Source organism: Niabella aurantiaca DSM 17617 (assembly GCF_000374125.1).
Taxonomy (GTDB): Bacteria; Bacteroidota; Bacteroidia; order Chitinophagales; family Chitinophagaceae; genus Niabella; species Niabella aurantiaca.
Map to the genome: position 1 here is coordinate 1032492 of NZ_KB893625.1, position 23629 is coordinate 1056120.

Annotated in this window: 28 protein-coding genes; 8 read left to right on the top strand and 20 right to left on the bottom strand. The window is 45.3% G+C overall.

What is annotated here, in order from left to right; genetic code table 11:
• Positions 1 to 78: 78 nt before the first annotated feature.
• The 3 genes from B160_RS0104330 to B160_RS0104340 are packed head-to-tail and all read right to left on the bottom strand — an operon-like array spanning position 79 to position 1702.
• The gene (locus B160_RS0104330; protein ID WP_018626651.1) at positions 79 to 588 is read right to left on the bottom strand and encodes a hypothetical protein; all 510 of its coding nucleotides are present in this window, start codon (positions 586 to 588) and stop codon (positions 79 to 81) included.
• Between the two features lie 54 nt (positions 589 to 642).
• On the bottom strand, positions 643 to 900 hold the full coding sequence (locus B160_RS28400) for an SRPBCC family protein (RefSeq protein WP_018626652.1): 258 nt from the start codon (positions 898 to 900) through the stop codon (positions 643 to 645).
• Positions 901 to 922: 22 nt separating this feature from the next.
• Positions 923 to 1702 (bottom strand): (Fe-S)-binding protein, encoded by a 780-nt coding sequence (locus B160_RS0104340; RefSeq protein ID WP_018626653.1) that lies wholly within the window; start codon positions 1700 to 1702, stop codon positions 923 to 925.
• Positions 1703 to 1937: 235 nt separating this feature from the next.
• On the opposite strand from B160_RS0104340, the gene B160_RS0104345 reads away from it, so the two are divergent.
• Positions 1938 to 2981 carry a hypothetical protein gene (locus B160_RS0104345; protein WP_018626654.1) on the top strand — a complete coding sequence of 348 codons (1044 nt, stop codon included), beginning with the start codon at positions 1938 to 1940 and terminating at the stop codon, positions 2979 to 2981.
• An 11-nt stretch (positions 2982 to 2992) separates the two neighbouring features.
• Here B160_RS0104345 and B160_RS31915 read toward each other — a convergent pair whose 3' ends face one another.
• The 3 genes from B160_RS31915 to B160_RS0104360 form a co-directional block, all read right to left on the bottom strand.
• Positions 2993 to 3148, bottom strand: coding sequence for a hypothetical protein (locus tag B160_RS31915; RefSeq protein ID WP_018626655.1), 156 nt, complete (start codon positions 3146 to 3148; stop codon positions 2993 to 2995).
• 69 nt (positions 3149 to 3217) lie between these two features.
• Positions 3218 to 3685 (bottom strand): GNAT family N-acetyltransferase, encoded by a 468-nt coding sequence (locus B160_RS0104355; protein WP_018626656.1) that lies wholly within the window; start codon positions 3683 to 3685, stop codon positions 3218 to 3220.
• 79 nt (positions 3686 to 3764) lie between these two features.
• Positions 3765 to 4604 carry a DUF4249 family protein gene (locus B160_RS0104360; RefSeq protein ID WP_071597001.1) on the bottom strand — a complete coding sequence of 280 codons (840 nt, stop codon included), beginning with the start codon at positions 4602 to 4604 and terminating at the stop codon, positions 3765 to 3767.
• Between the two features lie 224 nt (positions 4605 to 4828).
• Between B160_RS0104360 and B160_RS0104365 the strand changes: the two genes are divergently transcribed.
• A complete protein-coding gene (locus B160_RS0104365) occupies positions 4829 to 5338 on the top strand; it encodes an AAA family ATPase (protein WP_018626658.1) in 510 nt (169 codons plus the stop codon).
• 157 nt (positions 5339 to 5495) lie between these two features.
• Here B160_RS0104365 and dinB read toward each other — a convergent pair whose 3' ends face one another.
• From dinB to B160_RS0104385, 3 genes are all read right to left on the bottom strand, one after another.
• Positions 5496 to 6611, bottom strand: coding sequence for a DNA polymerase IV (dinB, locus tag B160_RS0104370; RefSeq protein ID WP_281163358.1), 1116 nt, complete (start codon positions 6609 to 6611; stop codon positions 5496 to 5498).
• Between the two features lie 88 nt (positions 6612 to 6699).
• Positions 6700 to 7428 carry an OmpA family protein gene (locus B160_RS28410; RefSeq protein ID WP_018626660.1) on the bottom strand — a complete coding sequence of 243 codons (729 nt, stop codon included), beginning with the start codon at positions 7426 to 7428 and terminating at the stop codon, positions 6700 to 6702.
• A 363-nt stretch (positions 7429 to 7791) separates the two neighbouring features.
• The gene (locus B160_RS0104385; protein ID WP_018626662.1) at positions 7792 to 8361 is read right to left on the bottom strand and encodes a dihydrofolate reductase family protein; all 570 of its coding nucleotides are present in this window, start codon (positions 8359 to 8361) and stop codon (positions 7792 to 7794) included.
• Between the two features lie 487 nt (positions 8362 to 8848).
• On the opposite strand from B160_RS0104385, the gene B160_RS28415 reads away from it, so the two are divergent.
• Positions 8849 to 10432 (top strand): sulfatase family protein, encoded by a 1584-nt coding sequence (locus tag B160_RS28415; protein ID WP_018626663.1) that lies wholly within the window; start codon positions 8849 to 8851, stop codon positions 10430 to 10432.
• Positions 10433 to 10807: 375 nt separating this feature from the next.
• Entirely contained in the window at positions 10808 to 12973 is a 2166-nt protein-coding gene (locus tag B160_RS0104400) for a TonB-dependent receptor (RefSeq protein ID WP_018626665.1), read from the top strand.
• A 390-nt stretch (positions 12974 to 13363) separates the two neighbouring features.
• On the opposite strand, the gene B160_RS0104410 is transcribed toward B160_RS0104400, so the two are convergent.
• The 8 genes from B160_RS0104410 to B160_RS28425 all read right to left on the bottom strand — a co-directional run bounded on the left by B160_RS0104410 (position 13364) and on the right by B160_RS28425 (position 19109).
• On the bottom strand, positions 13364 to 14098 hold the full coding sequence (locus B160_RS0104410) for a sulfite exporter TauE/SafE family protein (RefSeq protein ID WP_018626668.1): 735 nt from the start codon (positions 14096 to 14098) through the stop codon (positions 13364 to 13366).
• Positions 14099 to 15074: 976 nt separating this feature from the next.
• The gene (locus B160_RS0104415; protein WP_018626669.1) at positions 15075 to 15947 is read right to left on the bottom strand and encodes an SDR family oxidoreductase; all 873 of its coding nucleotides are present in this window, start codon (positions 15945 to 15947) and stop codon (positions 15075 to 15077) included.
• Between the two features lie 12 nt (positions 15948 to 15959).
• Positions 15960 to 16571, bottom strand: a complete 612-nt coding sequence (locus B160_RS0104420) for an NADPH-dependent F420 reductase (protein ID WP_018626670.1) — start codon at positions 16569 to 16571, stop codon at positions 15960 to 15962.
• 61 nt (positions 16572 to 16632) lie between these two features.
• The gene (locus tag B160_RS28420; RefSeq protein WP_018626671.1) at positions 16633 to 17091 is read right to left on the bottom strand and encodes a MarR family winged helix-turn-helix transcriptional regulator; all 459 of its coding nucleotides are present in this window, start codon (positions 17089 to 17091) and stop codon (positions 16633 to 16635) included.
• Between the two features lie 439 nt (positions 17092 to 17530).
• Positions 17531 to 17920: a hypothetical protein gene (locus B160_RS0104435; RefSeq protein WP_018626673.1), complete on the bottom strand. Its 390-nt coding sequence runs from the start codon at positions 17918 to 17920 to the stop codon at positions 17531 to 17533.
• Between the two features lie 113 nt (positions 17921 to 18033).
• Positions 18034 to 18396, bottom strand: a complete 363-nt coding sequence (locus B160_RS0104440; RefSeq protein ID WP_026309521.1) for a cysteine peptidase family C39 domain-containing protein — start codon at positions 18394 to 18396, stop codon at positions 18034 to 18036.
• A 110-nt stretch (positions 18397 to 18506) separates the two neighbouring features.
• Positions 18507 to 18899: a hypothetical protein gene (locus B160_RS0104445; RefSeq protein ID WP_018626675.1), complete on the bottom strand. Its 393-nt coding sequence runs from the start codon at positions 18897 to 18899 to the stop codon at positions 18507 to 18509.
• A 30-nt stretch (positions 18900 to 18929) separates the two neighbouring features.
• Positions 18930 to 19109 (bottom strand): hypothetical protein, encoded by a 180-nt coding sequence (locus B160_RS28425; RefSeq protein ID WP_040679319.1) that lies wholly within the window; start codon positions 19107 to 19109, stop codon positions 18930 to 18932.
• Between the two features lie 297 nt (positions 19110 to 19406).
• On the opposite strand from B160_RS28425, the gene B160_RS32065 reads away from it, so the two are divergent.
• The 4 genes from B160_RS32065 to B160_RS32355 are packed head-to-tail and all read left to right on the top strand — an operon-like array spanning position 19407 to position 21699.
• Positions 19407 to 19898, top strand: coding sequence for a winged helix-turn-helix transcriptional regulator (locus tag B160_RS32065; RefSeq protein WP_211218040.1), 492 nt, complete (start codon positions 19407 to 19409; stop codon positions 19896 to 19898).
• 5 nt (positions 19899 to 19903) lie between these two features.
• Complete coding sequence (locus B160_RS28430; protein ID WP_245562148.1) at positions 19904 to 20926, top strand: Mu transposase domain-containing protein; 1023 nt, start codon at positions 19904 to 19906, stop codon at positions 20924 to 20926.
• Positions 20927 to 20980: 54 nt separating this feature from the next.
• Positions 20981 to 21262, top strand: a complete 282-nt coding sequence (locus tag B160_RS32350) for an ATP-binding protein (RefSeq protein ID WP_018626676.1) — start codon at positions 20981 to 20983, stop codon at positions 21260 to 21262.
• 20 nt (positions 21263 to 21282) lie between these two features.
• Positions 21283 to 21699 carry an ATP-binding protein gene (locus tag B160_RS32355; RefSeq protein ID WP_281163359.1) on the top strand — a complete coding sequence of 139 codons (417 nt, stop codon included), beginning with the start codon at positions 21283 to 21285 and terminating at the stop codon, positions 21697 to 21699.
• 170 nt (positions 21700 to 21869) lie between these two features.
• Here the strand turns inward: B160_RS32355 and B160_RS0104460 are convergent, their stop codons facing one another.
• Genes B160_RS0104460 through B160_RS0104470 form a run of 3 tightly spaced genes read right to left on the bottom strand, consistent with a single transcriptional unit; the run spans position 21870 to position 23621 of the window.
• Entirely contained in the window at positions 21870 to 22262 is a 393-nt protein-coding gene (locus B160_RS0104460; RefSeq protein WP_018626678.1) for a hypothetical protein, read from the bottom strand.
• Positions 22263 to 22266: 4 nt separating this feature from the next.
• Positions 22267 to 22653: a hypothetical protein gene (locus B160_RS0104465; protein ID WP_018626679.1), complete on the bottom strand. Its 387-nt coding sequence runs from the start codon at positions 22651 to 22653 to the stop codon at positions 22267 to 22269.
• A 2-nt stretch (positions 22654 to 22655) separates the two neighbouring features.
• Entirely contained in the window at positions 22656 to 23621 is a 966-nt protein-coding gene (locus tag B160_RS0104470; protein WP_040679320.1) for a hypothetical protein, read from the bottom strand.
• Positions 23622 to 23629: the final 8 nt, after the last annotated feature.

A 23629-nucleotide genomic window follows, 5' to 3' on the forward strand; every position in this document is an offset into this window, starting at 1 on the left:
TTATTTAATGTTTTGAGGAACAAATATAAGCATTGTTCATTTTTTACCAATTCGGGCCGCCGGGGGCGTGGTTGCGGCTCAGGTGGTAAGCCCCGCTTTTTTTGCCAGCCAGCTGTTTTTGACCGGGATGATCCAGTCGTTTTCCAGCTCCGATTTGTTCAATACCAGGTTGTTAAAATAAGGGGTATCCGGTGTGAGTATCCCGTGTTGCAGCGCGTAGGGCACCTGTGCCAGCGGTACCACCTCAATTTTGTTTTCTTTTACAAAAGCCAGGTTCTGACGGTTGAAAAAGTCTACCTGGAAGGTTTCACCCAGCTTTTTGATAAAGCGTACGGAACTATCTGTGCTGCAGCCGCTTACTTTTATCTGTGTTTCATCAGCGATCAGCACAACGAATTGTCCGAAGAACAGGTGGCCCTCCGCTTTTACATCATCGCTGTGGCTCATCCAGGAGCGGGTGAACTCCCCGATCAGTTCTTCTGCTTCCAGGGCTTCGGAAAGGGTCAATAACCGGCTGGATTGGTACACCCAGACCCTGGAGTAGGGGGAAAAGCCGGGATCTAAAAGATGTGTGTATGCTAAATTCATTGTTTTGTCTGTTTCCGGGTATAACGGGGAAAGGGCCCGTTTAGTTCAGTGCTGCTATTTTTTTAAGGGCCAGTAAAACGGACGCTCTGCTTTGGGAGCGGTTCCTGCATGGCCCGGGGGCAAAGACCGGGTGCCCCTTTGTCCAAAAACCTGTTTCAGCCATTTTGCGGCAAAACGGATGGGGCTGCCGGGCTTCCATTCGGTTACCGGCCCGTTTCCGTATTGCTTTTTTACCAACCCCGGCAACCTAAGGGCCTTCCAGATCCATTGTGGTGTGGCGCAGATAGTGATTTTTGAAATATTTGTAATCATAGTATCGATTTCCGGTAACGGCCTATTCCATTTCACGGGCAATGATCTCGGCAATGTCCAGCACCTGCACGGTGTCTTCTTTTTCAGCATTCTTAACGCCATCGGTCATCATTGTATTGCAGAACGGACAGGCCGCGGCGATCACTGACGCGCCGGTCTCGATCGCTTCCCTGCTCCGGTCCAGGTTTACACGGGTAGAGCCTTTTTCTTCTTCCTTGAACATCTGCGCACCTCCGGCCCCGCAGCACAGACCCTTGCTGCGGCAGCGTTTCATCTCTACCAGCTCGGCGTCCAGCATTTCCAGCACTTTTCGCGGTGCTTCATAGATATCATTGGCCCGGCCCAGGTAACAGCTGTCGTGATAGGTAATCTTTTTGCCTTTAAAGGACCCTCCTTCTTTCAGTTTGATCCTTCCTTCTTCGATCAGCTGCTGCAAAAAAGTGGTATGATGGATAACCTCATAGTTTCCTCCCAGCGCAGGGTACTCATTTTTAAGGGTGTTGAAGCAATGCGGGCAGGCGGTAACGATCTTTTTTATCTCGTAGCCATTCAATATCTGAATATTCTGGTAGGCCATCATCTGGAACATGAATTCGTTTCCGGCGCGCCGCACCGGGTCGCCAGTGCACATTTCTTCTTTGCCCAGGATGGCGTATTTAATGCCCGTTTTGTCGAGCATGGTTGCAAAAGCCCGCGTAATGCGCTGGGCCCGCTGATCAAAACTTCCGGCACAACCCACCCAGAATAGTACTTCAGGAGTTTCTCCCCGTGCAAACAGCTCTGCTACAGTAACAATACTCATTCTTCTATCAGTTCAATTGAGCACGAAGGTACGGAGGGAATGTTAGATATCAGACCGTAGATGTTATTTGAGATTTGAAAATGCATAAATAGTAACTGACACCGGCTGTCAAACGGGACCGGCCCCTGGAACTTTAAACCTGAAACCGGCAACCTGGAGCAGCCGCTGTTTCAGATTGTATATTCAGAATTCCCTACCGGGGATGAGATACCCTTATATTTGCCGATATTTTATAATGAGTGTAAGGAATTTTTTTAAGAGGATCGCTACCTGGGAGTTGTGGAACTTTAATGTGCTGTATGCTCCGATCAGCCCCGTTTGGCTTTGGTACTGTTTGCGCAGCCGGTCCTTTTGGTTCTTTACACCCAGCAATCCTACCATCGCTTTTGGCGGCTTTGAGGGGGAGGGCAAAAAGGAAATGTATGATCAGCTTCCTTCTGAGGTGATCCCCCTGACCATTTATATCCGCAACGGGATCCCGTTTGAAAGGGTGCTGACCAAGATACGGTTGTCCGGTCTGCAATACCCCTTTGTGGTGAAACCGGATGTGGGGATGAAGGGAATCCTGTTCCGGGTCATTGAGAATGAGCAGCAGCTGAAAAAGTACCACGACCGGATGCCGGTAGAGTATATTGCACAGGCCAAGATCGACTACCCGGTCGAAGTGAGCGTATTTTATTACCGTTATCCCTGGCAGGAGAAGGGGGTCGTTTCCGGCTTTATTCACAAGGAGTTACTGCAGGTGAAGGGCGATGGCAAAAGTACATTGAAAGAACTGATCGGGCAACATCCCCGGGCCCGGTACCGGCTTGAGGAGATGGAACACCGGCACCAGCACCGTTACGACCGTGTGTTGCCGGATCAGGAAGTGTTTTATCTGTCCTATGCCGGCAATCATAACCGCGGAGCCCGGTTTACCAACCTGCATGCCGAGATCGACGACCAGCTATTGGGCGTATTTGACCGGCTCAGCCATTATAATGAAAGTTTTTTTTACGGGCGCTATGATATAAAAGCGGCCTCGGTCGAAGACCTCAAGGCAGGAAAAAACTTTATGGTACTGGAATTTAATGGCGCAGGAGCAGAACCCAATCATATTTATGACTGCAATATGCGGCTGGGCGCGGCTTATAAAGTGATCCTGCACCACTGGAAGACCCTGTTCCTCATCAGCCGGTATAACTACCGGCAGGGTATTCCTTACTGGTCGTTCCGGAAAGGGAAGGCGTTCCTCCGTGCTTCCCGTAAGCATTTCAGGATACTGGAACAATTTGATTAACGATCAGCTGATCAGCTCCCCCGTTGTGAGCCGGTATTCTGCTGTTTGCTTACGAAACCGGCGCTTTTGGGCTTCTGGATGAATTTAGAATTGGTGGCCGCTGCAGCACCGCCTTTTTTGTCTTTATTTTTTTTATCTTTTTGACTCTTCTGATTGAGTAGTGACATGAGATGATCGTTTTCGTAAAGGTAACCGCAATCCGGCAAATGACCAACAGGGCGCGGCGTGTTTTGCCTTTATGAAATGAGCGGACAGCGGTACACGAGGAAGTCCATATCCGGCGGCTGTTGCCGAAACCCGATGCGCTCATACAGTTTTTGGGCGGTAAAGTTGTCTGTGGCGGTCTCCAATTGAAGGAACCGGGCACCGGCTGCCGTGGCAAACTGCATTGCTTTACGGATCAGCGCTTCCCCGACGCCGTTTTTACGAAAGGCTTCCTGAACGAACAGGTCGTTCAATATCCAGTTCTTTGTGGTTCTTACGGAAGAATAAGTGGGGTAGAGCTGGGTAAAGCCTACCGGTTGTTTTTTGCCTGTAATGTCTGCAAATGCCACAAAAATGACCGACTCATTGTTATGGAGACGGGCCTCTATGAACTGGCGGGCCCGCGAAATGTCTGAGGCCTGCCTGTAAAATACGCGGTACTGGTCAAAGAGGTGGATGACGAGGAAAGCTTCGCCGGGCTGTATCTGCCGGATCTCCATAAATGCTGTTTTAGACTGTAATTGATTTTCTGTAACAGGATCCAAATGTAATGAATTACCGGCTGCACGAGGGAGCGGGCTATTCCGCGAATGTTTTTTTGGTCTCTGAGGTGTGTACGCTGAAATACCCCAGTGCGCCCCCGGTCAGGTTGGACTGGGGATTACCGGGATTTACGGTGTTTCCCTGTCCCAGCGCGCTTTCTTTCAGCTGGTATAAATAGTCATAGGTCTGCTTGTTAATGCATTGCATTTCAACAATGACCTGGTCGTACTGATCGACAAAAGTGGGGGAGCTGCTGTCGGTAAACAGGTCCAGGAGCTCCAGCGTCATTTTATTTCCATTAAACAGCCGGTCGGTTTCAATAAAAATATTGGTGCTTTCAAACCCATCTACCGATAGAATAAACCGGTAATAGTTTTCTGTCCCGCGCGGATCTGAAAAAGTGACGGTAGGTATACGGAGTTCCCTTCCCAAAACGGTCCGGCGTGTAATGAACAGGGAATCGAATATGACTTTTGCGGGCATTGGGGAAGTGGCTGTGTAGGTTGCGCCATCCATTTGCACGGTTAAGGTATAATATTGCCCGGTGCGGGTAGTGATATGCCCGCCATACCTTCCGTTCTTAAAGCCATTGAGCAATACAGGAAGGCTGCCCTCGGGGGTGATCGAAACCGCAGCGCCGTCTTTTCCTGCATACACATTGGGGGCGTAAATGGCCAGTGTTCCGGAAATGAGAACGGCGGCGGAGTCTTTCCGGTCCGAAAGCGTTGCTTCGATGACGGCTGGTGGCGAAGGGTCTGCCTCAAACCGGGGGTGGATCACCTTTCTGCAGGAGGAGCCGGTGGTCATGAGGAAAAAAAGAATATAAACGGGTAGGTTACCGGGGTTTATAAACCGGATAAGCCGGGGAGATAACATTTTTCTGATCCGTGAGGACATAAACCGGGCCGGCCGGCGGTGGCATGTGTCCTCATGCGCTACCTCAGAAATAAAAATATTATGCACCGGATAAAATTAATCTTTTTCTTTTTAATTTAATTTATGTAACTTGCACCTGGTGTTTTTCATAGGTTAGCAACGGCCAGCTCTTTTCAGGGCAGGCCTTTTTTTATTTTTGCCATATCCGCAAATCGAATCGAAATATGAGAATAGCGATAGTTGGTGCCCATAAGGTTGGTAAAACGACATTGGCAGAAGAACTTCTGGAGAACCTTTCCGGATATGCACTCGAAATGGAGCCGTATTATCAATTAGAAGAATCGGGATATGAATTTTCAGAAATCCCTACGGCAGAGGATTTTCTTGAACAGTTTAATTATTCGGTCAAACTGGTTTCCAAAAGTGAAAGCAAGGTGATATTTGACAGATGTGTCATTGATATATTGGCCTATCTGCATGTTATTGATCCAGGCAAGAATATTGAATCATTATTTGACACAGCTCAAACGATCATTGCAGGAATCGACCTTCTTGTGTTTGTTCCTATTGAGGAACCGGATTTGATATCCGTGCATCGGTCAGATCAACCAAAACTCAGAAGCCAGGTGAATGATTTGCTACATGACTGGATGGGAGATTTAGGCATAGCGGCAATTGAAGTAAGCGGCACATTATTCAGCCGCAGAGACCAGGTAATCGCTAAAATTTCATAATAGTATCCAGTTGTCTTTTGTTATCATTGCCAATTTTTGCAAACCTATCATAAAAAGGTTCGGGTTTTGTACCATAAGATTCTCCTGTAAGGGACCAGGAAAGAGGAGCCCGGATGTCCTCTTCGGGAGACGACGTCACGGGAAGGGAATGCTGCGATCAAAAAAGCCGTAGCTGGTTGCCGCCCTGCTGAGGACCCGACTGCCCGCCGGACGAATCAAAATTAGATAGTCCAACACCTAACAGGCGTACTTTTTTGCCGGTAAGATCGGTCTTGTCCATAATGATCCGTACCGTGTCATACAAACGGCTGTGATCGTTAAAGGAGGTTACCAGCGAGTGACTGCGGGTGCTGATGATGAAATCATGAAATTTAAATTTGACCGTTACGGTCCGCCCCTTTAAGCCATAGCCGGAGAGGCGTTCTGCCAGCTTTTCCGTCAGCAATTCCAGCTCCCCGAGCATGGCTTCCTTTGTGGTCAGGTCTTCCTGGTAGGTATCTTCCACACTAACGGATTTTGTTTCCCTGTCGGATTCTACCGGTCGTTCATCGATCCCGCGTACGATCTGGTAATAGAATTTTCCTGGTTTTCCGAAATGTTGGACAAGTGCAGCTTCTGAAAGTTTTTTCAGATCGGCGCCCGAATGAAGTCCCATGTTCTTCATCTTGCCGGCAGTGACCTTGCCCACTCCATGAAACTTTTCAACCGGCAGCTGTTCCATAAAAGCTTCTATTTTGGAAGGGCCGATAAATGTAAGACCATCCGGTTTCTGCATGCCGGAAGCGATCTTGGCTACAAATTTGTTCACAGATACACCTGCCGATGCGGTCAGTGCCAGCTCTTCTTTTATCGCCAGCCTGATCTCTTTTGCAATTTCCAGGGCATAGCCGATGCCCCGCTTGTCTGCCGTTACATCCAGATAGGCTTCGTCCAGCGATAAAGGTTCTATGCTGTCCGTATAGCGATGAAAGATATCGTGTATCTGCCGGGACACGGACCGGTACACATCAAACCGGGGAAAAACAAAAAGGGCATGCGGGCAAAGCCGTTGGGCGGTCTTAGAAGACATGGCCGACCGGATGCCGTATTCCCGGGCCTCGTAGCTTGCAGTGGCCACCACACCGCCGCGCCCTTCCGGCGGTCCTCCAACCACAACCGGCTTGTCGCGGTATTCCGGAAAGTCACGCTGCTCCACCGAAGCATAAAAGGCGTCCATGTCGATATGAATGATCTTGCGCTGCAGCTTGCTGTTTTGGCTGCAAGGTAAGCATATCGCTTTGCTTTTGACACAACCGGCAGGCGCGCACGCAGCAGGGCGTGCGTGATCCCGGGGGGCGGATTGGTACCTGCTGTGGTGCCCGTTACGAAGCGGTTTTCACCAGGCCGACGCGCCGGTTCTTTGCTTTGTGCTCTTCCGAATTATTTTCAACCAAAGGTTTTTCTGCACCATAGCCAACCGCTTTTAACCGGGAAGCATCGATGCCGGAAGCGGTTAATTCGGCCTTTACCGTATTGGCCCGGCCTTCTGAAAGTTCCTTATTGTGGACGGGGCTACCGGTATTATCTGTATGTCTTTCAATGCTCAGCTTTAACGTCTGATCATGGTTCAGCGCTTTTGTGATCTCCTTTACAGCGTCTTTTCCATCCGGTTTCAACGTTGCTTTATCTACATCAAAATTGATATAGAGGATCGCTTTTCCTTTTTCGGCCAGTTCTTTTTCGATCTGGTCTGATTGAAGCAGCGTAATGGTCTGCTTAAACGGTTCTTTCTGCAGAATATTGACATAGCCGCCGGCACTATACCCGGCCAGCTGAATGTATATGTCGGCACCATCTGCCCGGTGGATCACATAAACTTTTATATTTTGCCCGGTGTAACCGATGGAGCCTTCTTCACCCAGGCAGGTTGCTTCGTTATGGTAACGGTCATATTCTTCCTGCGAAATTTTACCATCAAAAATCTTTACACCTCCAACAGCTTTGATGGCCTCCTCATAGCTCTTTTCAAAGTAGGGGAGCGACCAGTCGTTTGTGCTCCCGGATGCCATGGTAATATTACTCTTCCAGATCTTGCCTTCGATCGACGTCATCCGGCCATTGATGAGAAAGAACAACCGGTCAAACTTGCGCTGTATGGGTGCCCGATGAATTTTTCCAGCTTTTTGTTATCCTTTGCCCGGCGTAAACCGACGACATTGATCTCCGGCGTAAAAGCATCCTGTCTGATATCGGGTATAAACTCCGCCTGGCCCTGCGGATCGTTGGTGAGCAGGAATACCGGACCGATTGGCCGATGGTATAAGGTATAATTTTTATTGAACGAAGCCTTGTTGTTTTAATATTGGCCGGCGCAGCCGGAGCGGGCAGACATATAAGAAAGCTGAAGAGGCGGTCCCTTTTTAAAGCATTTTCCCAACCGGTACAGGTATTGCCTGTACCGGTTGAGAGAAAGATCATTTTTTGAGTGAACCAAGATGCTTATACGTGTTGATGAGCAAACCCGTAGGCGTTGTCTTCGAATCGACAAAAGCAAGCTCCCTGGCGTCAATACTGTCGGAAAATAAACGTTTACCACGGCCAAGCAGGACCGGGTAAGTGATGAGCACAACCTCGTCGGCCAGTCCCTGGTCAAGCAGAACGGAGGTCAGCGTCGAACTGCCTACAACGATCAGGTCGGAGCCGTCCGTTGACCCGAGATCGCGAATTGCTTTTACAACCTCCCCGCTCAGATGCTTTACCGGACCCCATTCCAGGCTGTCCGGCCTGTGGGTTACAATATATTTCGTTGCTGCGTTTATTGCATTTGCCATTGGGAAATCTCCGGCAGTCGGCCAAAAAGCGCTGAATATGTCGTAGGTGTGGCGGGCAAGCAGCAGGTCGAAGTTGGACCCGTATGCCTCAAAGAGCATAGCCGCCCCGGCCGGGCTTCGATAAGGTGTCGTCCATGCACCATAGGTATAGTTCCCATCATGTTCAATCACGCCGTCCAGCGAGATATGTTCGAAAATTCTGATCTTTCTCATTTTGTTTGTTATTTGATTCCAAAATTAAAGCGGATACGGTAGGTATATAAGGTGCAATCGTGACAACATGAGGGTGTTTTACTCATTTGCCTGGGGCATTTTTACAGACCCGTCCCGAATTGCCTGACGGCGTTATTTATGTGTAAGCGCTCCGCTTGTTATAAAATTTTCCCGGAGAAATGGGCATTCCTTACAATCATTGTTCAATCCGGGCGTATACTATTGAAATGATTCGACAAGAGAATGAACAAAGAGTGTCCTGGATTTTCATTTCTTTTGTCTCTGTATGATACCGGCAGAAAAGCAATTATCCGAGAAATCAGATCGGTTTGAAATGCCCGGATAAGTTGAAAAAAAGCAGAATTTAAAAGGTCTTGCCTGAAAGTATTGTATAATTTTATGGTTGTTCTAAATGTCAAATATGAAAAGATTAATAGTATTGTCATTGCCTTTTTGGTTCGCTATTAAACTATCGGCTGCCAATGATATGAAGCCGCTGCAGAAAAAAAGACCTAATATACTGTTCGCAATCAGCGATGATCAAAGTTATTATAGCACCAGTTTTGCCGGTTGTGGGTTTATAAAAACGCCGGCGTTTGATCAAATTGCCAAGGAAGGCATTTTTTTTGCAAATTGTATTGCAGCATCGCCGGGATGTGCCCCTTCCCGCGGGTCAATTGTCACTGGCCGTTATCCCTGGCAGAATGAACAGTCCGGACAGCATGCATCAAGTTGGATGAAAGCGTACGTACCGTTTGTTGATCTGTTGGATAAAAGCGGATATTATACGGGCTACACCGGTAAAGGCGTTGACCCGTTCCAGTATGCCAGGAATAAAAAAGATTCAATGTGGAGGACACAAAACGCGGCCGGAAGATCTTTCAATACTATAAAGTATAAAGCAGGTGATGTTTCAGATATACGTCCTGCTAAAGGGATCAGTAATATTAACTATTTTGAGAATTTTAAGGATTTTCTGAAAAAGAAGAAGGACGGCCAACCTTTCTTTTTTTGGTATGGAGCTTTAGAGCCGCATCGGGGATTTGAAAAAGATTCATGGCGCCGGAATGGAAAGCGGCTGAAAGATGTTAAAGTACCTGCATTTTTGCCGGATAATGGAATTGTCAGAGGTGATTTACTTGATTATGCCCTGGAAATTGAATGGTTTGATTTTCATCTGCAACAGATGCTGGAATACCTCCGGGAAAAAGGTGAGCTTGAAAATACGATTGTGATGGTAACATCCGACAACGGGATGGCATTTCCAAGAGCTAAAGCAAACGGGTATGAATATGGTATTCATATCCCTTTTGCGGTCTGGTTTCCAAAAATGTTCCCTGGGGGAAGGGTTGTTGATGATCCTGTAAGCTTTGTTGATATTGCTCCGACGATTCTCGAATTAACGGCTACCTCTTCGAAAGGAATGAGACCGATGACCGGGAAAAGTATTTTAAATATTCTTAAAGAACGGAAACAGGGAATTGTGGACACAATGAGAAGGTATGTTTATTCGGGTCGCGAAAGACATTCAGCATCCCGTTATCTTAATTGGGGATATCCTCAGAGAGTTATACGGAACAAAGAATTTCTGCTCGTTTGGAATATGAAGCCCGGGCGATGGCCGGCCGGTGATCCGCAACGCGTGGATCCGGTTCATAAAGACAGATTGTTGCCCAAATATGGTATCGACAACAAAGGTATTTATCATTCTGAATGGGCCTTTACAGATATAGATAACTCGCCTACAAAGTCATTTACCGTAGAGCACATGAATAACAAAGATATTCGTCCGTTTTTTGAATGGGCGATAGCCAAAAGGCCGGAGTTTGAACTTTATCATATTGCTTCAGATCCTGATTGTTTAAAAAACCTATATGGTAAAAGAACTTATACAGCTATACAAGGCCGGTTAAAAAGAGCGCTGATGCAGGAATTAACCAAAACACAGGATCCACGCGTAGTGGGGCCTGATCCTGAGATATTCGATTCGTATAAACGATATTCCGGGCCAATGCGGGAATTTCCGGAGCCGGAAGCAAATTCTTCTGCTTTGAAGCCGCCATTGCATTAAATTTGCGGATCTTGAAAAAGTGCTTCGGTTATATATTGATCCTTTTTGTATTGTTCAGCAGTATGCTGCCTTGCTCCGTCCTGGATGGATGTGAGGATGTGCACGCAACGGAGCAATCTTCTCGCCCGGCAAAGCACAATGATTGCAGCAATTGTTCGCCTTTTTCAATTTGTTCGGTATATCACGGTTGTGTGATCAGCCCGGCAAATACCGCTTTGGCTCTGCCGGCGGCGCATATCGTGCAGGCCTATCCTGATTTTTATATCAGAATCCGGTCAGACTATCACGCCCGTCTTTTCCAGCCTCCCAGGGTGTAAGCAGTTTTTTTTTAATAACTGTAATCCTATTTACTAATTTTTATTTTACTATAATAAAATGAAGAAATTATTATTTCTGAGCATAGTAATGCTATGTGCTTATGTATCGTATGCTCAAAATAACTTGACACTATCCGTTAAAAATAAAGAAGATAAAAGCCCGCTGCCGGGTGCAACCGTTGTCATTGAAATACCCAGGAAATCAGCAATAGCGGATAGCTCCGGACGGGTGACTATTGAAAATCTTCCTGATGGCAGCTATGTTGTTATCGTAAGCTTTGTAGGTTTTAAAGATGAGAAAATCACTATCACACTTCCACAAGCAGATGCCGCCGGGAATGAAGTACTGCTGGAACATGATGAGGAGGGGCATGAAGACGAGGAAGAGGTGGTGGTAACCAGCACCCGTATCAGTCGCACCATTGCCAATACACCCACCCGCACAGAAGTGATATCCGGCGAAGAGCTGGAAGAAAAGAGCAATATGAAACCGGGCGATATACGGATGATGCTGAATGAAAGCACGGGTATCCAGACCCAGCAAACCTCGGCCACGTCGTTTAATTCCGGTATAAGAATACAGGGGCTGGACGGCCGTTATACTCAAATGCTGAGGGATGGTTATCCGCTGTATTCCGGGTTTTCAGGCGGTCTTTCCTTGTTGCAGATCGCTCCCCTGGATCTGAAGCAGGTAGAAGTGATCAAAGGATCTGCATCTACGCTTTATGGCGGAGGGGCTATAGCCGGACTGGTGAACCTGATCTCCAAAACTCCGGGGGAGCATCGGGAGTTGAATTTCCTGGCGAACGGGACTACTGCCGGTGGGCTTGACCTAAGTGGTTTTTACAGCCAGCGTTATGGAAAAGCAGGTATAACTGTATTTGCTTCCCGGAATAGTAATAAGGCGTATGATCCGGCCGACATTGGGCTATCCGCTATTCCCAAATTTGAGCGTTATACCATCAACCCGCGTTTATTCCTGTATGGAAAAAGAACGACCGCTAATTTTGGAGTTACCTATATTACAGAAGACCGCACCGGGGGAAGTATGGACTATATCAAAAATGGAGCCCCCGGGTTTTTTGAAAAGAACAACACTGACCGGATCACTACCCAGCTGGACATTGCTCATAAACTTTCTGAAAATTCAACCCTACAGTTAAAGAACAGTTATAGCCGCTTCGACCGGCTGATCGCTATCCCTGATTACCAGTTTGATGGTCTGCAGCAATCCTCCTTTTCTGAACTGACCTGGAACCGGTCAGGAGAAAAGGCTGACTGGGTAATTGGAGCGAATGTTTTGACGGAAGATCTGAAAGAGCGCAAGCAGACCGATTTTCCCTTGAGGAACTATGCTTACATAACTTACGGGGTGTTTGCGCAAAATGCCTGGACGGTCTCGGACCTGTTGGTGCTGGAAACCGGTGTGCGCGGTGATTATATAACCAGCTACGGGTTTGAGCTGCTGCCCCGCCTGTCTGCTATGTTTAAGATTGCGCCTGCACTTACCACGCGAATCGGAGGTGGTTATGGGTATAAAACGCCGACCATTTTTACGGAAGAGGCAGAACGGATGCAATTCCGGGACCTGCTGCCGGTAGATGTCCGCAATGCCGGAAATGAACGGTCCGTTGGCGGCAACTGGGACATCAACTACCGCACTTCCATTGGAGCGGTGGGGGTAAGCCTGAACCACCTGTTCTTTTATACAAAGCTGCGCCGCCCGTTGGTACTGATAACCGAAGGCGATGGGACTATAGCGCTTAAAAATTCATCCGGTTACCTGGATACGAAGGGGATGGAAACCAATTTAAGATTTACCTACGGTGATTTTAAATTGTTTGTGGGCTATACGTACACCGATGCCAATACACATTTTTCCGGGGCAAAGGAATGGCTTCCTTTAACAGCCCGGCACCGGCTGAATAATGTGCTGATGTATGAAGTGGAGGATAAATGGAAATTGGGCCTGGAAGCGTACTATTACAGCAAGCAGCAATTGAGCGACGCTACCAGCGGAAAGCCTTATTGGATCACCGGTTTTATGGCAGAGAAGCTTTGGGAAACGTTTTCGCTGTTTGTGAACTTCGAAAACTTTACGGATACCCGTCAGACCCGGTTTGGCAGTATCTATACCGGAGCGATCGATAACCCGGTATTCCGGGATATTTATGCGCCATTGGACGGCTTTGTGGTGAACGGGGGAATCAAACTCCGGTTATAAACCTGTCGTTTTTATAGAGAAGCCATTGGAAAGCCGGAGCGGATCGACTTTATTGTGGATCCGCTTTTTCTACGTCCGCATAAACCTGAATCATATACCGGCTGCCTGGTGCATTTAAAAACAGTAAGGGCCGGGTACCTCCATCAAAGGAAGCCGTCACCGCATCCTGACACTTTTTCGACACATATTGTTATAAGTTATGATTTTTAGCCGGGGTTCAGGTCCCGCCCGGAGCGGATAGAAAGGTTTGCGCAAACGAGACTTTTTTCTTAATCGGTACACAGGTAAAAAAAGGGAAAAAACCGGTTAAAAGTTTTCTGTTATCGGCCATAAGCCGGGAAACGAATAGTTGATCCGGGCCCGATGCAAAAATGATCTGTTTTTCATGAATTACGTAAGTGTACTCATGATCAGGATCATTCCTATACCAACAAGCCCCCAGTAAACATAGCTAAAGAACAAGCCGTCCTTTAACCGGTGGTTTAAATAACGTCCCAGGAATATCGCCGGGATGGTGGTGATCAACGAGATTATAAAATAGGAGCCAACCTGGGCAGTGATAAGGCCTTTGGCAGCATAGCCGATCACGCTTAAAAGGCTTACCGGCAGAAAGTATGCCTGCAATGTGGCCCTGAAATGTTTTGCGCTCCATTGCCTCAGGTTCCCATAAACGACCAACGGCGGGCCGTTCAATCCATAGGCGCCTCCTAATATACCGGATAAAAGCCCGCAAATAAAAAGCCAGACTTTGTTGTCTTCTTTTAGTGTTTTATTGTTGTTGCCGAAAAGGGAATAGAGGGCGTAAAGTATAATAAGCAGCCCCAGACCTGCCTTGATCAATACCTCACTTCCGTAAATAAGGACCACGATGCCAACCGGTATTCCCGGAATTGCATAAAGGATGAGCCATTTGGCACTATTGAAATGAATTTTGTTATGGTCCTGGATCACTACTACAAGTGCAATGATGATCGATAACATGACCGATAAAGGCACTGCAATCTCTCCGGGCAGAAAAAGAAGAAAGAGGGGAACCGCTACAAGCGATTCACCAAAACCTAATGTTGACCGTACAAGGGAAGCAATGAAACTAATGATAGGGATTAAAATAAGTGTCAGGGTCATTCTTTTAAGATCTTCTTAGCTGCATATAGGATTTGTGTCTGATAGTTCCTGATATGCGCTAAATGTACAAAATTATATTGACGGCTGTCTATTACATTTATAGGATCGAATTAAGAGGGATATCTGAAGAAATACGCACTTGTCTCAAAGTACAAGAAAACAGCGATCGTCCGGGGGGATTTTATCAACGGTCATAGAAGTGTTCGGTTGCTTTGGGAGTGATTGAATGCAAAGGGGGAGGTAAAAGATTTACCACAAATGAGACTCAGTACTGTTGCCTCCGACTGGATACTGCCAACACTGCTTTGCAGCGTTATCTTGATAAAGTAGACAAGGCATATACCGGAACCTAAATTCAGGGATTCAGTTATTGCAAAGAAGGAAGAAAATAGAGGAAACCAGAGCTGCTCTTAGAAACTGTTTAGAAACGATCCTGGAGAATTCGTATAACCATTAAAAGGTACCAGCTTTTTATCGTCTCTACTTGGGGCTTCGCTATAGCCGTCATCTATAAAAAGCGGGGTTCAACGATCATTTTGGCAAAAGAGGCATGGCCCCGGAAGATCCGGCAAGAACGGGTTTCAACCCGTTTATACGTCCAAAAGAGCAACAGAGAGCCATGGGCCCGGGGCATAATGATCCGTGCCGATGGCACTTATGAAATTACGGCTTCGTTAAGGCCGTGCTAAAGCGCGGCTTTAACGACAACGACGCGCCGGATGGCGCTTATAAGGGGGACCAAATATTATTTTTAAACAGTTTCTTAGAAGCATGCATAAAGCAAAAGAGGCCCAAAGAAACAGAAGGCTAAGTGAATTCATCTCACTTCTCTGAAATAGAGCCTGATGGGGTGCATTCCAAATTATAGCAAGTCAAGCAGCTTTTTAAAAACCCTCAGTAGCCGTACCAATACTGCCGGCCTACAGCCCGTTTTCAAAAGCCAGGCAGCGCCCACCTGATAATCTCGTATGAAGATTTAGCTTTTAAATTGGTTGTGTAATTTTATTTCTTTAAAATATTCCTTCAGCGTGTGGTTTCCATATTCGGGGGCAATCATATCCCGTGATAAGACGGTTATAAAAAATTCGATCGGACCGTAGGTTTTGCTGCCTGTGCATGTTCTGATTAAAAATAAAAGGGATTTTGTAAGCCAATTCGGAATATGCGTGATCTTTGGTTTTTTAACGGCAATAGAAAAAGCAGTTTCTGCCATCTGGTTGTGCGACAATATTTCCGGTCCCCCGGCCAGAATTTCTTTCTCGCCCGATACTACGGCATTTACACAAACTGCAGCAAGGTCGGCGCCGTGGATAGGGTTCATTCTATGCTCGCCGTTTCCAAACAGATATATTCTTCCCTTTTTGGCCATTTCAAAAAATTCACCCATATCTGAGAAATAACCGGTGGGGCGAATGATGCAATAATCCAGCCCCGAATTCTTTAAAGCCCATACAAATTTTTCTTTTGCTTCGCAGATTTTAAGATGGGTTAATTTTTCCCCATTCAACACGGATATGTAAATAAATTTTTCCACTCCGTTCCGTTTTGCTTCTTCCAGCAAATTAAGGTTTGCCTGATAGTCAACGTCCATATACGTCAGCCCGTCCTTTTGCCGGGTAATTCCCACCGTTGATATCACGACGTCTATATCCCGACAACAATCTTTTAAAGCATCCCGGTTAGTTATTTCTGCTTTTATAAGCTCCAGCTTCGGATGTGCAAGGCATCCTTCCGGCAGCTTCTTTTCATTCCTGACAAGGGCTTTTGTTTCAAAGCCTTTACGCAACAGTTCTTTGAGAATGAACCCTCCCAAATATCCCGTAGCTCCTGCAAGCAATATTTTGCTCATATCTTTCAAATTTTATAAAGGTTGTCTCTTTATTACATTAATGGCTATATCCCTGCCCATTCCCTGGACCAGGGCGAGGTTTATCCAGCACATTCCAAGCTGTTCCTGTAGCGCAGCTTTGTCATTTCCGCCAAAATCGTAGCAATTGGCAAAGCCCAAATCCTTTGCCAGTTGCTTGACCACTTTTTTTGCTTTTTCGCTGTCGCCGGAAACAAAGGTGTCCAGTCCGGCAGGATTTGCTATATTTTCAAAACCTGTGTTGTTAAAGGCTTTTACAATATGCTTGCACCTGGTAAGACTGCGCAAAGCATCAAATGCGTTTTCAAAACCTTCCGGTTTGGCACGAAAGGCATTCGTGGGATCAATAATGATTTTATCTTTTGCTCCTTCTAAATGTTTCACCAAAGATGGCACAGCATCAGGCGGTACGGACAATACGATAACGGATCCTTTTGCAATTGCTCCAGGTATTGTATCAATCGAAATATTTCCTTCTGATAGCAGCTCTTTCTCTTTGAAACCGTCTACTTTTCTTACTCCTAAAAATATCTGATGACCTGCTTTTGCCCAGTTCCGGGCCAGTGTAGAACCAATATTTCCTGCTCCGATTATTGTTATTTTCATTTTTCTTCATTTTATTTGTTTATAAATATATAGTTAACACAACAACTACTTATTCAAAAGTTTATTCAGGATTGTTCATGATTTTATTCAGAACCATCCTGCATTGCTCAAGTTCGCCTTCTGAAATGCCATTGCAACATTGCCTTTCCGTTTCGGCGGCAATATCCAATAATTGCTTTTCAATTTTTTTTACGCTCTTGGTGAGAAACACTCTTTTGCTTCTTCGGTCTTCAGGGTTATCCACATTAATAACCAGTTTGTTCCGCTCCATATTCTTCAATATTCTCGTTATTCCGGGCTTATCTTTAAGGGTGGCTTCACATATTTCGGTAGGGGTTTGCCCGTCCCGGTCAAATAAGCAGACCAGAACGACCCATTGCTCTGATGTTAGCCGATGGCCCGCATTCAGGAGCTTTTGCTGCAAAACCCGGTTCATATACTTCCCGGTATTGTTGATATGATGCGCCAGTAAGTGTGCGATCTTCCTGTTCTGATGAAAAACGGGCTTATTTTTTTCCATAGGGTAAAGGTATAAGGTATAATTTAATTAACCAAACAACTAAATTTTTCAACAATGGCATATAGTCTTTTTTTCAATGAGCAAACAGGTAAGCATAGTTTCTTTTTCGTCAAAGAAAGGCCTGGCACATTTTGGGGCAAATAGTATCAAGCTATCCTACAAGTCCGGAAGCCACGAAAGACGCGAGCTTAGATTGCGAAGTAGTGAAAGCGCAATGTTCTGTAGATCAACGGCCGTACGCGACAACGGTGATATTATTGAAGGTGGCATTATTCCGTTTCTTAATTATGGATCGGGTTGAAAATTGTGGGATCAGACATAAATGTTAACGAGTCTGAATAGGGGAAAGTTAATATCTCTTACGCCTCTTGCAGCGGCTCTGAAGGCCTTGATTTTAGCGTTAAAAGATTCCAGGATACACCATGACGGGAAAGTGTAATTATTTAATTAATAAATATTCAGGAATATTCTCCCATCCTGAATAAGGAATTTCTGAATCATTTGAAATGTTCAGTTTTTGGTCTAAGTAAATTATAGAGATTTTTGGCTTTCGGGTAGAAAATTTAATCAGATAATAACTGCTTGTGTCAATATTGCCATAGCCATAAGAGTTAACGCTTTTAAAAGATTCACCTGCGTAATTAAAAGAAAAGTCTACCTTTACCCCAGCCTTAACTAGAGGTGAAATTTTAAGAACTTTGCCTGCAGTATATCTTGAATATTCTTTCAATTCGGTATTTTGGGAATAGTCATTAAGGATGCTTGCTATTACAATTAGACAAGCAATATAGATCGAATAAAATTTTTTAAAATGTCTTTTAATATCCATATATGCTGATGTTATATCCTTATGATATCCTTCTTTGTTAAACTGCGCCCAGGGAATACCGGAGCAGAAACTCGTAATCGCAGGTTAAGAGAAATGTGCGTTCAGTTCAGTCGTTATTCGCATTGTTTATTTTCTTGAAACCGCTCTTTGAATAGTGCTGGATCTTTGACCATTGACCGTTTTGTATTAACCAAATTTTTCTTTTGCCGCATTGACTCAGTATTCGGTTCTATGGCCATTACGGCACCTTTTGCACTGTCCGGGTAATACCAACTCTGTTTTAATGTGTCGTAATGATATCTTAGCTTTCCCCTGGCGGGATCAGCAATATAGGCGTATTGCGGATCTGCATGATAAATGACGACCATGTGATTTTTGCGCCAGTGAATGATAACCGGGAAGATATCGCAGGCGGGGCCACAATCGCTACTTTCCGATTGGTAGTGGAAACCGAAGTCCGGAAATGATTTTTTCAATATCAATATTTTGTTTGCATCCATAATGATCTCGAATCAACGGTGTCATATTAGCAATATTGTTCGGAGGACTGCCAACATCTGAGGTTGCATTCAGGCATTCAATGGTTTTAGTATTTTCTGTTCAAACTATCGATCCAACGCAGGCTATCCGGGTAGGGTAGGCCGTATTTTTTGAAGTCTTTTGGTAAAAGCAATAGCCTCAGCTCATTGTATTTTTTTGAGTACATTGCCGGTACATAGTGATTTACCAAAAAACGACCGACCGGTCCTATTACTGATGAAGAAGACGTGTATACTTCTTTTTCTGCATTTCTAATAATAATCCGGCACTTAAAGGAAGCATGCCAGCCTTTATATTCTTTATAATCTTTTACAATAAATACGTTCCTGATCAACTCACCTCTTTTTAAATCCCTTGCAACAGAAATCGCATGCACAATTATATAAGTAAAAAATGTAAACCCGCCTAAATAAACAAGTAAAACAAGGATTTTTTTCATTATTAATATTTTTATTGGCAACGATAATGCTTAATATTGATAGTAGTAATAATAGTTATCCCACATGACCTGTATAAGATTGCCGGCGTTATTTCCCAGGAAATCGCCTATAGCGCCACCTGTGCGTTGGCCAAGTGTATAATCCGGTTCATACTCACCCACATTACGGTTAAATCCAGATAAGTCGATCGGGAGAAAAATCCGCGACATTCCGGCAGATATGCACCCAAAAGGAGGGTATAAAGTGAGTTTTTGGTTTTAAAATGGTTGTCGGTAAATCGGATTTCGGAGCATACCCACCCACCAATGGTTGATGGGTGAAAAATCAATGATATTTCGGAGCAAGACCACCCAGCTCCAGCAACGAAGCAGGTTGGCGCAGAATGCACAACGCCCGGATTCCGGAGCATAACCACCCAGTCAGACACTCATTTTCATTATTGCTTTTTGTCAGTTGTTTATTCGCACAAATAGAATAAACAAAGCATGGCAGGAAAAATAACGAGAATGAGTAAGATAAAACAGTTACTACGATTACATCAGCAGGGCGTATCCAACCGGCAAATTGCAGCAACTTTAGGGCTGTATAAGGGTACGGTAAATAGCTATATTCAAAAATTAAATGCGGGTAAATTTTCCATAGAGGAACTGCTGGAACTGGAAGACCCTGTATTGGAAAGCAGGTTTAACGCCGGGTCGCCGGCATACCTGGAAGAAAGGTTTGAACAGTTCAAACTGCTGATCCCTTACCTGGAAAAAGAGCTCCAGCGTAAACACGTTACCCGTAAACTGCTTTGGCAGGAGTACAAAGCACAACATTCCGATGGATATGGTTATACCCAATTCTGTTTTCATTTAAACCAGTTAGCGGTTGTCCGCAAGGCAAGCGCTATCATGCACCACGATCCGGGCATGAAGCTCGAAGTTGATTTTGCCGGGGACGGCCTTAGTTATGTTGACCTCGCAACCGGGAAGCGATCAAAGTACAGGTATTTGTAGCGGCACTGCCGTATTCGGGCTACGCTTATGCGCTTGGGGTTCCTTCACAAAAGACAGATGATTTTCTCTACGCGCTCGGGTGCTGCTTAAAACACCTGGGCGGTGTGCCACAGGTGGTGGTGCCGGATAACCTGAAGGCCGCCGTGATTAAGGCAGACCGGTATGAGCCGGTGCTAAACCGCGTTATGGAAGATGTAGCCAACCATTACAGCTTTGCGGTACTGCCTGCAAGACCTGTCCGACCTAAGGATAAACCCACTGTTGAGAGAACGGTGCAACTCATCTACCAGCGGGTCTATGCCAAACTACGCAACCAGGTATTCTTCTCTCTTGCTGAGCTGAACGCCGCCATCAGCCAGACTGTAACAGCACTCAATCAAACCAGGATGCAGCAACACAGCTATAGCCGGCAGGAAAAATACCTGGCAGAAGAAAAAGCTTGTTTAAAACCATTACCCGGGTCCGGTTTTGAGATAAAATATTACGCCGACCTTACCGTAATGGCCAATAACTGTATCTATCTGGCACGCGATAAGCAATACTACTCTGTACCTTTTCAATATATCGGCAACAAGGTACAAATCATCTATACCCGAACGCTGGTGCGTATTTATAAGGGCGGGGCCTGTATCGCCACACACCAACGCGCCACCGGTGCAGGTTATACAACCGCTGTTGAACATTTTGCTTCCACCCACCAGCACCACATGCGACGCAGCCCGGCCTACTATATCGGCAAAGCCCATGAAAAATCTGCCAGCCTCACCCGGCTCATAGAGCGGATATTTGAAGTGGAGAAAATACCCGAGCTGGCCTTCCGCAACTGTGACGCCTTGTTAAGTCTGCAACGTAAGACCGATCCCCTTGTTTTTGAAAAATCCTGTCGCATTGCTTACGATAATGACCTGATGAGTTATAAGCGACTGGAGGCAATCATTACGCAGTGCGCGTTACTGGACGCTCAAAATCAAATGGCTATCCCTTTTCCCAAACACGGCAATATCCGGGGCAAAGATTATTATCAGTAAATTATTTTTTAACCCGTCCCGCCACTCAGCGGGATATTCAAATCAACATACATTATGGAAGAAGTAAAATCCAGTTTATTATCCTTAAAGCTATCCGGTATGGCGGTATGCCTGCAAAGTCTTCATGAAACAAGAAAAGTACACGAGCTCTCCCTCTCAGATGGGCTGCAATTACTTATCCAGGCCGAGAAAGACCAACGCTGGTCCAATCGGTATAGCCGCCTTATTAAAAATGCGGGCTTCAGATACCAGGCCACACTCGATCAGCTTGATGCCGGCAAACACAGAGGTATTGACGCCACTCAGATCAACACCCGGCCGTTGGAACATATTTAAAAAATGGCGAGGCGATACTCATCTCGGGATGTGCCGGTGTAGGAAAATCATTTTTGGCTTCTGCATTTGGACACCAGGCCTGCAGACAAGGGCATGCCGTTGCCTATTACAATGTTCAAAAACTAATGACACAGTTGAAAGTCTCCCGCCTGGATGGCTTGTTATTAAAATCAATGGAGCGACTTGCAAAAGTGGACTTATTAATTTTAGATGACTTTGGTTTAACCCCATTGGACAGTAACCAGCAAAACGATTTTATGGAACTCATTGAAGACCGCCATGCGCGCAAATCCACTATCATCGCAAGCCAGTTGCCGGTATCAGCATGGTTCGATGTCTTCCCCGAAGCAACGGTCGCCGACGCGATACTTGACCGGATCGTACACACTTCACATAGAATCGATTTAAAAGGAGACAGCTTAAGAAAAAAACGGTAAGTTTGTCAGGCTAAACAAAAAGCAATAACCCTATCACTGGGTGCATATCTCCGAAATCCCTGGGTGCGTATTACCGAAATTTACAGCCAAGAGGCGAAAATCTGTTTCCGAGATATTTTCCAAAATAATCCGCACCAACTCCTAATGTTATATTTTTATATCATATTGTTTTAGTATGTTCTGTTTAAGCTATCGATCCAACGCAGGCTATCCGGGTAGGGTAAACTGTATTCCTTGAAGTCCTTCGGTAGAAGTAATAGCCACAGCTTATTGTGTTTTTTGGAATACATTGCCGGTACGTAGTGGTTCACCAAAAAACGACCGGTAGGAACCTCTACTGACGAAGGTGATACCTTTATTTCTCTTTCCTCACCGTCTATATTAATTCTGCACGTGAAAGCGGCACTCAAACCTTTGTATCCTGCAGAATTATCTACAACAAATACATTTTGTATCCGCTTTCCTCTTTTTAAATCCTGTCTAACAGCAACCGCATGTGCAATTATACAAATAAAGAATCCAACCCAGCATAGATAAACAAGTGGAACAAGAATTTTTTTCATTCTATTACCTCCTGTTTAAACTATCCACCCATTTTAAGCTGTCAGGATAAGATAAACCACGCTTTTTGAAATCCTCAGGTAAGAGTAATAGCTTTAATCTATTATATTTTTCAGAATATAAAGCTGGAAAATAATGACCAACCAGGATACCGCCATTGCGGTATTTGATCGGAGTCATTGTTGTTATTGTACTCTCTTTATTGTTGAAAGGAAGTTTGCACTCAAAATACGCATTGGTACTTCCCAATGCAGAAGATATTTTTGCAACAAATACACCGTTTATTAAATTTCCATTTTTCAGATCTCTTGATGCCTGTATGAAATGTATAATGAGATAGGCGAATATGAGTAATATAGAAAAAAATACTATAGTAGGGAGATATTTTTTCATTGCTAATGATTTACAGGCTGAAAATAATAATAATTATAAAAGTTATCCCACATAAGTTGTGTTAAATTGCTTGCATTACCTCCTAGAAAATCCCCAGCAAGTCCGCCTGTAAAATAACCGATCGGAGAAAATTTATTGCCTAAATATTTACCAAAATAATCTCCCTCAATACCTAAACCAATATTTCTTATTACTTCAAATGTGCTGACATCACTAAAAAAGCCACGATATTCCCCATTCAAATTTGTATTTAGACCTTGTCCTATAAGATTTGACAAAAAAATATTTGATGGTAATATGAATTTTGAAAGCGGCGAAACAAAATTTATGTACTTGCCAACACCATCGCCATTCGCTTGACTTTGAGGAATTGCATACACTAATTGATTCGCTAAGTCTATTCCTGCCACCGATGCCCTCAATTTCCAAGTTCTGGCAAAATGATTTAGTATTTGTGGCCCATATGTTCTTGCCGCATTCAGGGCTATATTGCCAATGGCACCGGTGGCTGAAGCAATGGCGGGCACTGCGGGAAGAAGCAAAGGCGCAGTTACCAGCCCGCCGGCCATAGCCCCGGAAAAATTCCGGTAGTCGTTTTCCACCTGGTATAGGGCCTCAAACCGGGAGGAGTTGAAATTGGGATTTCCAAAGCTTTTCCACGCGGCTTCCACGCTCATGCCGTTTAGCCGGGCCTGCTGGTAGGCCCAAAGGGCGCGTTGTTCTGTTTTTGCAATATTCCCCGGTAGATAATCAAAAACAGGAGTAAGGCTGCTTATCGCTGTAAAAGGCCCGCTCCATGCGCTAAAGGGGACCACTGTTCCATCGTATCCCAGCACCACATCGCCTGTTGTGCCGTCTTTTAACAGCTGTGTGACCCGGTATCCGGTCCCCCGGGCTATTTGTGGGGATGCTGCAACTATAAATGGCAAGGATGCGATTAATGTATTTCTTGTTCTTTTTTGAACCACTTCTTTTT